This window comes from Leucobacter luti (genome assembly GCF_050310065.1).
GTDB lineage: Bacteria > Actinomycetota > Actinomycetes > Actinomycetales > Microbacteriaceae > Leucobacter > Leucobacter luti_B.
On record NZ_CP190007.1, the window covers coordinates 2,139,515 to 2,153,634 of the forward strand.

At 70.6% G+C, this 14,120-nt stretch carries 11 protein-coding genes; 4 read left to right on the forward strand and 7 right to left on the reverse strand.

The window, feature by feature from the left end; translation table 11 throughout:
- Nucleotides 1-8: 8 nt before the first annotated feature.
- A complete protein-coding gene (locus ACOPJ3_RS09790; protein WP_427868991.1) occupies nt 9-1,661 on the reverse strand; it encodes an amidohydrolase in 1,653 nt (550 codons plus the stop codon).
- Nucleotides 1,658-2,392, reverse strand: coding sequence for a TetR/AcrR family transcriptional regulator C-terminal domain-containing protein (locus tag ACOPJ3_RS09795; RefSeq protein ID WP_427868992.1), 735 nt, complete (start codon nt 2,390-2,392; stop codon nt 1,658-1,660). Before ACOPJ3_RS09795 ends, ACOPJ3_RS09790 begins: the two co-directional genes overlap by 4 nt.
- A 195-nt stretch (nt 2,393-2,587) precedes the next feature.
- On the opposite strand from ACOPJ3_RS09795, the gene ACOPJ3_RS09800 reads away from it, so the two are divergent.
- The 4 genes from ACOPJ3_RS09800 to ACOPJ3_RS09815 are packed head-to-tail and all read left to right on the forward strand — an operon-like array spanning nt 2,588 to nt 6,687.
- Nucleotides 2,588-3,748 carry an ABC transporter ATP-binding protein gene (locus tag ACOPJ3_RS09800; protein WP_427868993.1) on the forward strand — a complete coding sequence of 387 codons (1,161 nt, stop codon included), beginning with the start codon at nt 2,588-2,590 and terminating at the stop codon, nt 3,746-3,748.
- Nucleotides 3,745-4,728 (forward strand): ABC transporter permease, encoded by a 984-nt coding sequence (locus ACOPJ3_RS09805; protein ID WP_427868994.1) that lies wholly within the window; start codon nt 3,745-3,747, stop codon nt 4,726-4,728. Before ACOPJ3_RS09800 ends, ACOPJ3_RS09805 begins: the two co-directional genes overlap by 4 nt.
- A complete protein-coding gene (locus ACOPJ3_RS09810) occupies nt 4,725-5,582 on the forward strand; it encodes an ABC transporter permease (protein ID WP_427868995.1) in 858 nt (285 codons plus the stop codon). Before ACOPJ3_RS09805 ends, ACOPJ3_RS09810 begins: the two co-directional genes overlap by 4 nt.
- Nucleotides 5,575-6,687: an extracellular solute-binding protein gene (locus ACOPJ3_RS09815; protein WP_427868996.1), complete on the forward strand. Its 1,113-nt coding sequence runs from the start codon at nt 5,575-5,577 to the stop codon at nt 6,685-6,687. Before ACOPJ3_RS09810 ends, ACOPJ3_RS09815 begins: the two co-directional genes overlap by 8 nt.
- A gap of 396 nt (nt 6,688-7,083) precedes the next feature.
- Here the strand turns inward: ACOPJ3_RS09815 and lnt are convergent, their stop codons facing one another.
- From lnt to ACOPJ3_RS09840, 5 genes are all read right to left on the reverse strand, one after another.
- Nucleotides 7,084-8,721 carry an apolipoprotein N-acyltransferase gene (lnt, locus tag ACOPJ3_RS09820; RefSeq protein ID WP_427868997.1) on the reverse strand — a complete coding sequence of 546 codons (1,638 nt, stop codon included), beginning with the start codon at nt 8,719-8,721 and terminating at the stop codon, nt 7,084-7,086.
- A gap of 62 nt (nt 8,722-8,783) precedes the next feature.
- A complete protein-coding gene (locus ACOPJ3_RS09825) occupies nt 8,784-11,114 on the reverse strand; it encodes a DEAD/DEAH box helicase (protein ID WP_427871209.1) in 2,331 nt (776 codons plus the stop codon).
- Nucleotides 11,115-11,161: 47 nt separating this feature from the next.
- The gene (gene tatC / locus ACOPJ3_RS09830; RefSeq protein ID WP_427871210.1) at nt 11,162-11,950 is read right to left on the reverse strand and encodes a twin-arginine translocase subunit TatC; all 789 of its coding nucleotides are present in this window, start codon (nt 11,948-11,950) and stop codon (nt 11,162-11,164) included.
- 131 nt (nt 11,951-12,081) lie between these two features.
- Nucleotides 12,082-13,080: a helix-turn-helix transcriptional regulator gene (locus tag ACOPJ3_RS09835; protein ID WP_427868998.1), complete on the reverse strand. Its 999-nt coding sequence runs from the start codon at nt 13,078-13,080 to the stop codon at nt 12,082-12,084.
- On the reverse strand, nt 13,073-14,116 hold the full coding sequence (locus tag ACOPJ3_RS09840) for a helix-turn-helix transcriptional regulator (RefSeq protein WP_427868999.1): 1,044 nt from the start codon (nt 14,114-14,116) through the stop codon (nt 13,073-13,075). The genes ACOPJ3_RS09835 and ACOPJ3_RS09840 overlap by 8 nt, the downstream gene beginning before the upstream one ends.
- Nucleotides 14,117-14,120 lie beyond the last annotated feature (4 nt).

Below are 14,120 nucleotides of genomic sequence, written 5' to 3' on the forward strand. Positions count from 1 at the left end.
CCCCGGGCTCAGACCCGCTCGAATACGACCTCGCCGGCGATCGCGGTGAGCACGTTCGTCGTCCGGTGGATCTCCGCGGGGTCGCCCGCGAACGGATCCCGGTCGGCGAGCGCCAGGTCACAGACGCCGCCGAGCTCGATCCGGCCGCCGGGGAGACCGAGCAGTTCGTTCGAGCCGAGCGTGTACGCGCGCAGGATCGTGCCGAGCGGCAGTTCCTCCCCCGGGTTCAGCGGCTCACCGAGCGGATCCTCGGGCTCCCGCCGGTTCACCGCGACGTGGATCGCCTGCCAGGGGTCCGGGGTCGAGACGGGCCAGTCGGACCCGCACCCGAGCGCCGTGCCCGCGCGCTCGAACGAGCCGAACGGGTACTGCCAGGCCGCCCGTTCCGCACCGAGGAGCGGCAGCGTGAGCTCGAGCATCTGCTGGTCGACGGCGGCCCACAGCGCCTGCAGGTTCGCGGTGACCCCGAGCTGCGCGAAGCGCGGGACGTCGGCCGGGTTCACGACCTGGAGGTGCGCGATGTGGTTGCGCACCCCGGCCCGCGACTCCGCTGGCACCCGCTCGACCGCGTCGAGCGCCGTGCGCGCCGCACGATCCCCGATCGCGTGGAAGTGCGCCGAGAAGCCGCGCTCGTTGAGGAGCGGGACGAGCTCGTCCAGCTGCTCGGGCGAGAAGTAGGCGAGCCCGTTGCCGCGCGCGCACTCGCACTCGGTGAGATACGGTTCCTGCATCGCCGCCGTCTCGCTCTCGGCAACGCCGTCGACCATGATTTTCGCGGTGTCGAGGGGGAAGCCGGGCGCGGCGTAACGCTCGCGGCGCGCCTCGAGATCGGCGACGAAGCCCGGAATGTCGCGGCCGTCGAAGTCGCGCGACACCCAGAGCGCGCCGCTCGCCCGGCCCCGCAGCTCGCCCGAGTCGAGCAGGGCGCGGTACTCGGGCGTGAAGTCCGGATACCCCGCGTAGGAGCCGAGGATCGCCTCCTGCCAGCCGATCACGCCGAAGGAGAAGAGCCGGTCCTGGCCCGCGAGGATGCCCGCGCGCACCTCTTCAGGCGTCGTCTCGGGCAGCACCGGCGCCAAAAGCTCGGCCGCACCCTCGTGGAGCGTGCCGCTCGGGCTGCCGTCCGCATCCCGCTCGATGCGGCCGTCGGCGGGATCCGGGGTCGAGGCAGTGATGCCCGCGAGCTCGAGCGCCCGCGTGTTCGCCCACGCGCCGTGATGATCCGCGTTGATCAGAAACACGGGCCGATCGGGCACGATCGCGTCAAGCAGCTCCCTGCGGGGCGTGCCGCCCGCGAAGTGCGGCATGTGCCAGCCGCCGCCCAGGATCCACTCGGCGTCCGGGTGCTCCGCCGCGTACGCCGCGACGAGCGCGAGCGTCTCCTCGGCGTCGGCCGCCTCGCTCAGCTCGCAGCGGGTGAGCTCGACCCCGCCGATGCCTGCGTGCACGTGCGCGTCGGCGAATCCCGGCGTGAGCAGGCCGCCCGCCGCATCGACAACGCGGGAGGCGTCGAAGCGTTCGAGCAGCTCAGGGCCGCCGAGCGCGACGATGCGCCCGCCGTCCGCGGCGAGCGCGGTCTCATCGAGGAGCCGCTCCCCCGACCAGATCCTGGCCGAGTGGACGAGGAGGTCGGCTGGCTCGCGCGTGCTGGGTACCGTCATGGTGTGCCTTTCGGTGGCTGTGGATCCGGTTCTTCTGGGGTGGGCTGGAAGCTCGGCTCGGCATCCGGATCCGAGTCGAACATCGCGATGTACCGGCGCAGCAGGCTGAGGAAGGTGCTCTCAGCGACGACGGGCTGCTCCGTGCGGTCCCGCGTGATCTCGGCGAGGAGCGGGGCCTCGGAGCCGGCGGCGAGGTGCGAGTCGAGCATCAGGTCCTCGGCGTTCCACTCGTAGGCGAAGCCGAGCGCGAGGTGCTCGACCCCGAGCATCGCCTCGAAGGCGCGCGTGAGATCCCACCCCGCGCCGTGCAGCAGGCGCAGCACGCTTTCGTACATGTGGAGCGTGAGTGAGTCCCGGATCGGGGTCGTGCTCAGGGTCTGGATCGTGTTGGGGTGCTTGGCGAAGGCGCGGTAGTAGGACACGCCGAAGCGGTAGAACGCGTCGCGCCAGTCGAGCGCCGGATCCTCCGGCACGACGATCTGCTGCACCACGAGGCCGCGGACGAGGTCGACGAGGTGGTCCTGCCCGCCGATGTGGTGGTACAGGGAGGGCGCGCGCACGCCGAGCCGCGCGGCAAGGGCGGCCATCGTGAGGCTCGGCCATCCGCGCTCGTCGATGATCGCGAGAGCGGCCTCGGCGATCCTGGACTCGTCAATTTTCGGGCTGCTGGGTCGACCGGAACGGCGGCGGGACGGGCTCGCTGCCTGCGGCGCGTCGAGTGTCTCCGCCATCGCGCCTCCTCGTCGAGTCGTGCACCGGTTCCTCCCGATGCTGCCGCGTGTCGCCGCGGCCGTGTGTCTCAGTTTCGTTACGTATCCGTCAGAAGATCATGACGTCACTTGCGTCAGAAATCTAACAGCATTAGTTTTATGCAACACCACGGCTTGCACAGGCGCAAGCTGATGATGGCCAGAGAGTAGGCGCCTATGACCACGCCAATCCCCACAATCAGCGGTTTCGACCGGGTCGACCCCGAGGACTCCCCGTCGCGCGAGCTCATCATCTCCGGGGCACGCAAGACCTTCACGACCCCCGAGAAGGCGGTCGTCAATGCGATCGACGACGTCTCCTTCACGATCAAACAGGGCGAGTTCTTCGTCATGCTCGGCCCCTCCGGCTGCGGCAAGACGACCCTGCTGCGCAGCATCGCAGGCCTCGAGACCCTCGACGACGGCCAGATCCTGCTCGGCTCGCGCCGGATCGACCAGCTCGCCCCGCACGCGCGCCCCGTGAACACCGTGTTCCAGTCGTACGCGCTCTTCCCGCACCTCACGATCGCCGAGAATATTGCGTTCGGCCTCGAAATGGACCGCATGCCGAAGGCCCAGGTCAAGGAGCGGGTCCGGGAGATGCTCGACCTCGTGAAGCTGTCCGAGATGGCGAACCGCAAGCCCGCGCAGCTCTCCGGCGGCCAGCAGCAGCGCGTCGCGCTCGCGCGCGCGCTCGCGAAGCAGCCCGAGGTGCTGCTGCTCGACGAGCCGCTCGCGGCCCTCGATCTGAAGCTCCGCCGCGGCATGCAGAGCGAGCTCAAGCGGCTGCAGCGCACGACCGGCATCACCTTCGTCTTCGTGACCCACGACCAGGAGGAAGCGCTCAGCATGGGCGACCGGATCGCGGTCTTCAACAGCGGGCGGCCCGAACAGATCGGCACCCCGGAGGAGATCTACGAGAAGCCCGTCAGCCGCTTCGTCGCGGACTTCATCGGCGAGACCAATTTCTTCACGGCCCCGGCCGAGCGGCTGGGCGGAGCGGCCGACGAGATCCGGGTCCAGCTCCCGGGCGGCGAGCCCGTCACCCTGCCGAAGTCGGTTCCGACGCCGGACGGCACGGTCACCTTCACGGTGCGGCCCGAACGCATCAACTTCGCCGGCCACGGCCCGCGCTTCGCAAGCGGGCGAGTTTCGAAGCTCGTCTACATGGGCACGGACCTGCGCTGCACCGTCGAGCTTGAGGACGGCACCGAGATCGCCGTGCGCGTGCCACCGCCCTTCGACGAGGCGCTGCGGCCCGACTCCATCGTGCCGCTCCACGCCGAGGCCGTGGCACTCAGGCCCCTCCTGCCCGAGCCGGTTGCGAGCTCGCGATGACCGCTCCTGCCGCGGCGCCGGCGCCCGCGCACGCCGATCCGCCGCCCGCGATCCCGGATCCGAAGCCCGGCCGCACGAGCACCCGCACGCCGAAGCGCCCCGGCCAGCTCGGCTGGCTCGCGAGCGTGCCCGCGATCATCATCGGCCTGCTCTTCACGGTCGGCCCCCTCGTGATCATCGTCATGTTCTCGTTCATGTCGCGCCCTCCGCAGGGCGGCGGCATCGTCTACGAGTTCTCCCTCGAGCCGTACACGAGCTTCCTCTTCCAGACCGACTTCCTGGGCAACACGGCATTCGACCCGCGCTACCTGACCGTCTTCGGCGACTCGCTCTGGCAGGCCGTCGTGACGACCGTCGTCTGCCTCGTGCTGTCGTTCCCGCTCGCGCTCTGGATGGCGACCCGCTCGGAGAAGCTGCAGAACTTCCTCGTGCTCATCGTCACGATCCCGTTCTGGACGAACCTTCTCGTGCGCACGTACGCGTGGATGCTGATCCTGAACGACGGCGGCATCGTGAACACGATCTCCCAGGCGCTCGGCCTCGGCAAGCACGAACTGCTCTACACGCACTTCGCCTCCCAGCTCGGCCTGATCTACACCTTCCTGCCGTTCATGGTGCTGCCGATCTACTCGTCGCTCGCCGGCTTCGACTTCCGGCTCGCGGAGGCCGCCTACGACCTCGGCGCGAAGAAGATGACCGTGCTGCGCAGGATCATCCTGCCGCTTGCGACGCCCGGCATCATCTCCGGCGTGCTGCTCGTGTTCATGCCGGCCTTCGGCTCCTACGTGCAGCCCGTCCTCCTCGGCGGGGGCAAGGTGCTCCTCATCGGTAACCTCATCGCCTCCCAGTTCGGCGACGCGCGCAACTGGCCGTTCGGCGCGGCGCTCTCGGTCATCATCCTCGTGATGCTCCTGATCGCGCTCATGGCGATCGCCTTCTACTCGCGGAAGTCCGGCCGAAAGGTGGAGATCGCACTATGACCGACATCATCCGCACCCACACACCATCCGGGCCGAGGGCGAAGAGCCGGAAGCCCGCACGGGCCCTCCGCCTGCGCGACTTCCCCGGCGTCGCGGCGATCTCGATCTTCGCGCTCGTGTTCCTCTACATCCCGATCGCCGTGACGACCGTGTACGCGTTCAACGACGGCAGCTCCGCGCTCGTCTGGAAAGGCTTCAGCGTGCGCTGGTTCGGGGAGGTCGCGCAGAACGCGAACCTCATGAACTCGGTCTGGGTGTCGCTGCAGATCGCCGTCGTCGCGACGGTCGTCTCGACCGTGTTCTCGATCCTCTTCGCGCTCTCGGTCGAGCGGCTCCGGGCACGCGGGAGCGCCATCGCGACCGCGATCCTGTCGGCACCGCTCGTGATCCCCGAGATCGTGCTCGCGGTCGCGACCCTCGGCTTCATCCGCATGATCGGGCTGCAGCCCGGCATGCTCGCGCTGATCCTCGCCCACACGTCCTTCTGCATCCCGTTCGCGCTCATGCCGATCCGGGCCCGCCTGAAGGGGCTCGGGCCGACCTACTTCGAGGCCGCCACCGACCTCGGGGCGAGCAACTGGCAGGTGTTCCGCCGGATCACGCTGCCGCTCCTCACACCGGGCATCATCTCGGGCGCGATCCTCGCGTTCGTCATCTCGCTCGACGACTTCATCATCTCCAACTTCCTGTCGGCCGCGGGGGCCACGCCGCTCCCCGTGTTCCTGTTCAGCCTGATCCGGCGCGGCGCGAGCCCCGCGGTCAACGTCGTCGCGACGCTGCTGCTGATCCTCGCCATCGTCGTCACCACCATCACATTCCTGCAGTCACAACGAAGGAGCAAGCAGAATGACTAAGCGATTCACCCGAGGCCGCATCGCCGCGGCGCTCGCGTTCACCGCCGCGGGGGCGCTCGCCCTCACCGGCTGCGGCGGCGGAGTCTCCGACTCGGGCGGCGGCGATAAAGTCGCCTCCACCGAGTACAAGGAGGCGACGAGCGGCACCGTGAACCTCTACACGTGGAGCGACTACTACCCGGAGGAACTCGTCAAGAAGTTCAAGAAGGACACCGGGATCACGCTCAACGTCGACTACTTCGACAGCAACGAGAGCCTTGAAGCAAAGCTGCGCGCGTCGGACGGCGCAGGCTACGACGTCGTCGTGCCGAGCGACTACATGGTCGAGATCCTGAACAAGGACGGCCTGCTCCTCGAGTTCGACGCGACGAGCTTGCCGAACGGGAAGAACATCAAGGACGACTTCCTCGACGTCTACTTCGACAAGGGCCGCAAGGTGTCCACCCCGTACCTCTACGGCACCACCTCCTTCGCCTACGACACCGACGTCATCACGGAGGACCTCACCTCCTGGAACGACTACTTCAACCCGCCCGAGTCCGCGGGCAAGGTCGGCACGATGAACGACCAGGTCGAGGTCGTGAACGCGGCGCTCCGCGCGACGGGCGGCGAGTTCTGCACGACCGACGGCGCGCAGCTGCAGGCCGCGCAGGACCTGCTCAACGGGTTCAAACCGCGCGTCGGAACCATCAACAGCGACGGCATCCTCGAGCGGCTCGCGAACGGTGAGCAGACCATGGCGATGATCTGGAACGGCGCCGCGCACCGCGCGATCCAGGATCGCCCCTCGCTGAAGTACGTCTACCCGAAGGAGGGCATCGCGCTCTGGCAGGACAACTTCACGATCCCGAAGGGCGCTGAGAACGTCGACCAGGCGAAGACGTTCCTGAACTGGATGCTTGACCCGGAGAACATGGCCGTCGCCGTGAACTACCAGGCCTACGGATCCGGCGTGAAGGGCACCGACGAGCTCATGAGCGAGGAGCTGAAGTCCAGCTCGGCGATCATGATCCCCGAGGACTACGACCTCGCGAAGCCCGTCGCCCCGTGCAACAACGAGGAACTCACCAACTACACGAAGATCTTCGAGACCTTCAAGGGGTAGGTTTCCGGCCGCTGCCGCTCCACCGGGTCCCGCGCTCAGCGCGGGAGCCGGTTCTGCGTTGGGGGCCGGTTCTGCGTGGGTGCCTCTGCCGCTCCGCTCCCCGCCTCGGCCCCGCTGGCCGCCCAGTCCCCGGATCTGAGTTGACCCAAAGTGACGCATTCTGCGCTCCAGGGCACACTTTGCGTCAACTCAAGGGTGGCGCCGCGTCTGCTCCGGCGTCGGATCCCCGCCCCGCACAGTTGAGTTGACCGAAAGTGACGCAATCTGCGCTCCAGGGCACACTTTGGGTCAACTCAAGGGGGCGGCGCGGGCGGGCCGCCGCTTGAGTTGACCGAAAGTGACGCATTCTGCGCTCCAGGGGAGAGTTTGGGTCAACTCAAGGGTGGGGGCGGCGGATCAGCGGCGGCGGAAGAGGTGCGCCGCGACAGCGGCGGCCGCCGACGCCGCGGCGAGGAGGAGCCAGGCGGCGGCGATCGCCGCGCCGAAGCGGAGCGCGGGGGTTTCCCCGGTCACGAGCGGGATCTCGGCGACGAGGGCGTCCGCGGTGAAGGGGGTGAGGGCGTCGAGGGTGCGGCCGTCGGGCGCGACCACCGCGCTCGTGCCCACTGTGGAGATGTTCACGAGCGCGCGGCCCGTCTCGATGCCGCGCAGCCGGGCGATCGCGAGCTGCTGCGCGCTCTCGTCGGTGCGGCCGAAGTCCGCGTTGTTCGTCTGCGCGAAGATCGCCTCGGCCCCGCCGCCGACCATCGCGGTCGCCTGCTGGTCGAAGATGATGTCGAAGCAGATCGCGAGCCCGGCCTGCATCGTGCCGGCGGGCGTCTCGAGCGAGAACACCGGCGGGCGGGATCCGTGCTCGTATTCGAGCTGCACGAGGTCGACGAGCTCCGGCGCGAGCGCGTGGAAGAAGTCCCGATTGGGCATGTATTCGGCGAAGGGAACCGGGTAGCGCTTGTCGTAGCGCAGCGGCGCCTCCCCCTCGGCGGTCCAGACGAGCGAGCTGTTCGTGTAGGTGCCGTCGGGGTTGTGCAGCACCGAGCCGACCACGATCGGCGCGTCGGCGCGCTCCGCGAGGTCCTGCAGCCGGAAGTCGTTCAGCGTGTCCTCGCGGATCTCGAACTCCGCGCTGTTCTCGGGCCAGATGATCACGTCGACGCGCTCGCCGCGAGCCTCGAGTTCGTCGAGCAGGGCGTCGGTCGCCTTGAAATGGGCCCGGATCACGTCGCCGTTCTCCCGGTCGTCGAAGATGCCCGACTTCGAGTTGCCCTGCACCGCGGCGACCCGCAGCGTCCCCGTCTGCTGCAGCGGTGCCGCAGGCACGACCGCGAGCAGCGCGAGCAGCGCCACCGCGACCCCGCCAGCGAGCCCGGCCAGCGCACGGGAGGACCCACGGGAAGACCCGCGGGTCGAGCCCCGGGAAGATCCAAGGGAAGATCCACGGGAAGCCCCTCGCCCAACGAACCACGTCGCCACCGGCAGCGCGCACGCGAACGCGATCGCCCCGCTCAGCCCGGCGAAGCCGAGCCACGACACGGCCTGCTCGAGCGGCCCGCCCGACTGGGTGTGCGCGAGCCGCCCCCACGCGAAGCCGCCGTACGGCCACGAGCTCTGCAGCTGCTCGCGCGCCACCCAGAGGCCAGCCGCCCCGAGCGACTGCGCCGCGATCAGGGCGAGCGGTCGCGAGGCGAGGCCCCGGATCCGCGCGAGCCCGCGCGTGGTGATCCCCGCGAGGAGCCCGAATAGCGCGAACCACGCGACCATGATCGCGCACAGCCCGAGCCACGGCACGGGCCCGAGGTAGAGCGTCAGCCAGAAGATGTGCGGCCCCCAGAACGCGGCGCCAGCGACCGCGCCGAGCCCGGCCGCGATCCCGGGCCGCTGCTGCCACACGGCGAGGAGCACGAGCGCGACGCCGAAGAACGCGGCCGGCCACCAGGCGAGCGCGGGCGAGGCGACGTCGAGGAGGAATCCCCCGAGCGCGGCCGCGGGGAGCGCGGCCCACCACGGCAGGCGCCCGGGCGCGGCGTGGGGCCCCACGGACGGCGCTACGGAGGGCGCCGCGAAAGACGCAGACCCTTGCGCCGGATCAGACCCCGCGCTCACGAGGAGCTCGCCTCGGCGACGATGCCGCGCCGCACACCGCGCTTCGCCTCCCGCGCGAGCTGGGCGAGCTCGAACAGGCGATCCTCATCGAGCCCGTTCGTCGCCGCGGTCTCGCAGGCCTGCGCGATCTGGTCGAGCATGTCGATCGTCTGCTTCGCCCAGCGCACGAAGTCGCCCGCGCCGATACCGGCGTCGGCGAGCACGCGCTCGAAGTCGAAGCCGGAGGCCCAGCTGAACATGGTGGCGGCGAGGCCGGCGTGCGGCATCTCGCTGCGGGGCAGCCGGTGCCGCTCGGCGAGGTCGTCGAGCTCGACCCACGCGTCGAGCACGCGGTCGAGCGCCGCGGCAAACGACCGCCCGCCCGGCAGCCTGGGCTCGCCCTCGTCGTCGCGCCGCGGCTCGTAGCTCAGCACGCAGCACATTGCGGCGAGCCCGGGCGCATCGAGCCCGCGGAAGAGGTCGTGCCTCAGGCACTCGGCGACGAGCAGGTCCCGCTCGCCGTAGATCCTGCGCAGCAGCTCGCCCCACCCCGTGACCATGGGCTCGCCGTGCTCGAGTTCGAGGTAGCCGAGCTCGAGGAGCTCGTCGACGACGCGGTCGAAGGTGCGCGCGATCGTGCCCGTGCGTGAGGCGATCTGGCGCCTGCCGCGCTCGATCCTGCGGCGGAGCTTGCGGGCGCGGTCTTCCCAGCGCTTCCGGTCGCTCCCCGTCGCCTTCGCGGCCGCGGCGTCGTAGCCCGCGAGCGATTCCTGCTCGGAGCGGAGTTCCTGGGCCTGGTCGACGACGGCCCGGTCGGCCTGGAACTGCGCGAAGGAGAGCTCGAGGGTGTCGCGTGCGCGCTCCATGTCGAGGCGCTGCAGCAGGTTCACGGCCATGTTCGCGGTCGGCCGGAAGCTCGACTTCACGGGGAAGGATCGCGCCCCGGCGAGGTGGGCGAGCGCCTCCAGGTCGACGCTGTCGCTCCAGACGACGACGGAGTGCCCCTCGACGTCGATCCCGCGCCTGCCCGCCCGGCCCGTGAGCTGGGTGTACTCCCCCGAGGTGAGCGGCACGCGCTCCTCCCCGTTGAACTTGTCGAGGCGTTCGATCACGACGGCCCGCGCCGGCATGTTGATGCCGAGCGCGAGGGTCTCGGTCGCGAAGACGAGCTTCACGAGCCTGCGCTGGAAGAGCTGCTCGACGACGGCTTTGAAGCTCGGCAGCAGGCCCGCGTGGTGGGCGGCGATGCCGCGCTCGAGCCCGGCCATCCACTCGCGCACCCCGAGCACGCGCTGCTCCGCGTCGCTCATCCCGGCGACGTGCGCCTTCGCGATCCGGCGGATCTCCTCCCGCTCCTCGCGGTTCGTGAGCGAGACGCCCTCGAAGAGGCACTGTCGGACGGCCTGATCGCAGCCGTTTCTGCTGAAGATGAAGACGATCGCGGGCAAGAGTTTCGTCTCGTCGAGGGCGCGCGCGATGTCGGCGCGGGAGACCCGCCGCGTGCGCCGGTGCGGCGGGCGGCCGCGCGAGCGGTCGCGGCGATCGCGGCCGCGCGAGCCGCCGGATCCGGATCCCGACCGGCCGTCGCTGCCACCGTCGCGGTCACCGTCGCGGCCGCCGCCCCGTCCGCCGCCCGCGAGCATCCGAAGCTCGGGGTTCAGCCGCCCGCCCGAGGCGAGTTCGCCGTCGCGGCCGACGTACAGCGGCATGAGCTCCCGCGAGGTGAGCACGTGCTGGTAGAGCGGCACGGGGCGATGCTCCGAGAGGATCACGTCGGTGTCGCCGCGCACCGCGTGCATCCAGTCGCCGAACTCTTCGGTGTTCGACACGGTCGCGGACAGCGCGACGAGCTGCACGCTCTCCGGCAGGTGCAGGATGATCTCCTCCCACACGGCGCCGCGGAAGCGGTCGCCCAGGTAGTGCACCTCGTCGAGCACCACGAAGGCCAGATCGACCAGCGCCCGCGACTCGGCGTAGATCATGTTGCGGAGCACCTCGGTCGTCATGACGACGATCGGCGCGTCGCCGCGGAGGTTCACGTCGCCCGTGAGGAGGCCGACCTCCTCCTCGCCGTAGGCGGCGCAGAGCTCGTGGAACTTCTGATTCGAGAGCGCCTTGATGGGCGCCGTGTAGAAGATGCGGGCGTCGCGCTCACGGCGCGCGAGGTAGACGGCGAACTCGGCGACCGTCGTCTTGCCCGAGCCCGTCGGCGCGGCGACGAGCACCGAGCGGCCGGCCTCGAGCCGCTCGCACGCGGTGCGCTGGAAGGCGTCGAGCGGGTAGCGAAGCCTGCGCGAGAACGCGTCGAGGGCCGTCTCTGGCGCATCGCCCGGGGCGGCGCCGGTGATGGGCCCGGATCCGGATCCGGATCCGATCTCAGCGTCCTCGCGTTCGCTCACTCGTCCGCCTTCGCGTTCGTGCCGTCTGGATCGAGGTCGATGTCGTACTCGGCGAACTCGGCCGCCCGCTTCTTGTCGACCCGTTTATCGTGCAGGATCGCGATGCCGGCCGCCCCGAAGTAGAGGAGCACCATGGGCGCCGCGAGCAGGAACATGCTCATGAGATCCGCCGCGGGCGTCGTGATGCCGGCGAACAGGATGATGACGAGGATCGCGATCCGCCAGCTCTTCAGGATCGACTTGCCGCGCACGACGCCGATGAAGTTCAGCATCACGAGGAAGGCCGGCATGACGAAGCCGACACCGACCGCGAGCAGCAGCTTGATCGCGAAGTCCAGGTAGCTGCGCGCCTGCAGGTAGAACGCGTCCTCGGCCGGCTGGAAGCTCGCGAGCAGCCGGACGATGTTGGGCAGCACCATCCAGCCGGCGAACGCGCCGCCGAGGAAGAGCGGCACCGCCGCGGCGAGGAAGCCGACGCCGTAGAGCTTCTCCCGGCGCGTGAGGCCGGGAGCGAGGAATGCCCAGATCTGGTAGAGCCAGATGGGCGACGCGATGAGGATCGCGATGAAGAGCGAGATCTGCACCTTCGTGTCGAAGCCGCTCGAGATGTCGCCGTAGGCGATGATCGCGTCCCGGCCCTGCAGCTCGAGATCGTTGATCGGCTTGCGGAGCATCTCCCACACCCAGGCGGAGAGGAACCAGCCGGCGACGAGCGCAACGACGATCGCGGCGGCCGAGATCATGAGGCGCTTGCGGAACTCGACGAGGTGGTCGCCGAGGCTCATGCGACCCTCGGGGTTGCGCCGCCCGCGAGCCGGCTTCCCCCGCGCCTGTTCATCGCGCGCCTGCGAATTACGCGCTCCTGTCGCCATTCGTTCAGTCTATCCCAGCGGACCCGGCCGAATCGCCCGGTCCCCTACTCCCCGTAAGCCGCGAGGCCGCGCTCGGCCCACTCGCGGACCGCCTCGCGGGCGGCCGCCGGCTCCTCGATGACGACCTCGCCGGGCGCCGCCTGCACGAGCTGCACCGCGGCGCCCTCGTGCCACGCGGCGACGCGCACGCGGAACGCGCCCTCCGCGGCCTCCTCGACGACCTCGGGCGCGAATCCGCGCAGCCGGGGCAGGGCGCGCGCCGACACGCGGGCGACGAGCGCTGGCACCGGATCGACGCCGCGCGTGGCGCCGGGGCGCGCCGGGTCGGCACCCCCGAGACGCTCCGGATCGGGGTTCGACGCCCGCCCGGGCGCGTCGCCCGGCAGCACCCGCGGATCCGACATCTGATCGACCCGGAAGGTGCGCTCGGCCTCGCGGTCGAGGCAGTACGCCCGCAGGTACCAGGCACCCTGCCCCTGCGACAGGGCGATCGGGGCGACGCGGCGGGAGGACGCCCGCCCGGCCGTGTCCCGGTACGAGAACGCGAGCCGCCGCCCGGCCTCGATGGCCTCGACGATCGCGGGGATCCGCGGGTCTGCGGTGTCTGCGGTCACCGTGAGCGCGGGCTGCTCCCCCACGCCGAGGGCGCCGGCGAGCTTCGCAGCGGTCGCGCGCGCGAGCTCCGCGTGCTCGGCGGGCAGCACGGGCGTGAGCGCGTGGAGCCCCGCGAGGAGCGCCGCGGTCTCGGCGGGCGCGAAGCGCGGCGCCTCGTCGACCGCGACCGTCTGGGTGAGCCACACGGCGTCCTCGCGCTCAAGCAGCTCCCAGTCGATGTCGAAGAGATCCTCGTGCTGGTAGCTCATCGTCTCGCCGGGCACGCCCGCCGTGCCGAGGAAGCTCACGAGGTTCCGGATCAGGGCGGGGCTCGCGTCGAAGCGCTCGGCGAGGGACGCGACGCTGACCGGGGATTCCTGCTCGCGCAGGAACGCGACGAGCGAGAGCAGCAGCAGCACCCGGTCGGGTGCGATGACGGTCTTATGCATCGGTCGCCTCCCCGGCAGCGGGCGCGGGATCCCCCTGCGCGTGGGCCGCCGCGACCCTGCGCAGGCCGTCGATCACGAGCTCGTGCAGCACGGGCGGGCCGACGACCGAGACCTCGGCTCCGTAGCCGAGCAGCTCGTCCGCGAGGATGTGCCAGTCGAGCACGCCGAACTCGCGGGTCACGAAGTCACCCTCGCCCTCTGCTGCCGCGGCGGATCCCGCGCGCGCGGAGAGCCGCGCCTCGGCGACGCTGCCCCGGCGCACCCTGATGGTCGCGACGCGCTCCTCGCGCAGCGCGATGAGCTCGCGCAGCGCCTCGTCGGCGTGCCCGCGCAGCTCCGGATCGAAGCGCTCGGGGCCGACCGTGACCGCGCCGTCGATCCGCGACAGCAGGAAGACGCGCGCGGCGTCCCGCTCGAGGTCCCAGGCGATGAGGTGCCAGCGGCCGTCGAGCCGGTGCAGCCTGAGCGGCGCGACGCGCCGGTCGAGCGGCTCATCGCGCCCGGGCAGCGTGTAGCCGAAGCGCGCGACGCGCCCCTCGTCCACCGCGCGCTGCAGCGGCAGGGCCGCGGCCTCCGCCGTGCCGAGCCTGGGCGCGACGCCCAGCTGCTGCACGTCGAGGCCGGCGCCGAGCGCCTCGAGCTTCATCGCGGCCCGCCGCGCCTCGGCGCTCAGGCTGCCCTCGCTCCAGGCGAGCGCAGCCAGGCGCAGCAGCATGAGCTCGCGCGCGTCGAAGCGGAGGTCGGCGGGGAATTCCAGCCGCTCCTTCGAGATCCGGTACCGCGTGAGCTGGTTGTTTCCCGGTTCGAGCGGCGAATCGAGCGTGTCGATCTGGATCCCGAGCGCGCGCAGCTGGTCCTTGTCGCGCTCGAACTGCCGGTCGAGCGCCGCACTCGGCTTACCCGGATCGAAGCGGTCGGCGTAACCGTAGACCGACGAGAGCAGCTCACGCTTCGTGAGCCCCTCGGGGCTCACGACGAGCGCGAGGATCAGGCTGAATACGCGCTGCTCCCCCGGCACCGCTGAGCGGCCTGCCACGGCT

Bases quoted from the DNA above. Each gene is read 5' to 3' on its own strand.
- ACOPJ3_RS09790 (WP_427868991.1), bottom strand. From the start codon at position 1,661: ATGACGGTACCCAGCACGCGCGAGCCAGCCGACCTCCTCGTCCACTCG.
- ACOPJ3_RS09795 (WP_427868992.1), bottom strand. From the start codon at position 2,392: ATGGCGGAGACACTCGACGCGCCGCAGGCAGCGAGCCCGTCCCGCCGC.
- ACOPJ3_RS09800 (WP_427868993.1), top strand. From the start codon at position 2,588: ATGACCACGCCAATCCCCACAATCAGCGGTTTCGACCGGGTCGACCCC.
- ACOPJ3_RS09805 (WP_427868994.1), top strand. From the start codon at position 3,745: ATGACCGCTCCTGCCGCGGCGCCGGCGCCCGCGCACGCCGATCCGCCG.
- ACOPJ3_RS09810 (WP_427868995.1), top strand. From the start codon at position 4,725: ATGACCGACATCATCCGCACCCACACACCATCCGGGCCGAGGGCGAAG.
- ACOPJ3_RS09815 (WP_427868996.1), top strand. From the start codon at position 5,575: ATGACTAAGCGATTCACCCGAGGCCGCATCGCCGCGGCGCTCGCGTTC.
- tatC (WP_427871210.1), bottom strand. From the start codon at position 11,950: ATGAGCCTCGGCGACCACCTCGTCGAGTTCCGCAAGCGCCTCATGATC.
- ACOPJ3_RS09835 (WP_427868998.1), bottom strand. From the start codon at position 13,080: ATGCATAAGACCGTCATCGCACCCGACCGGGTGCTGCTGCTGCTCTCG.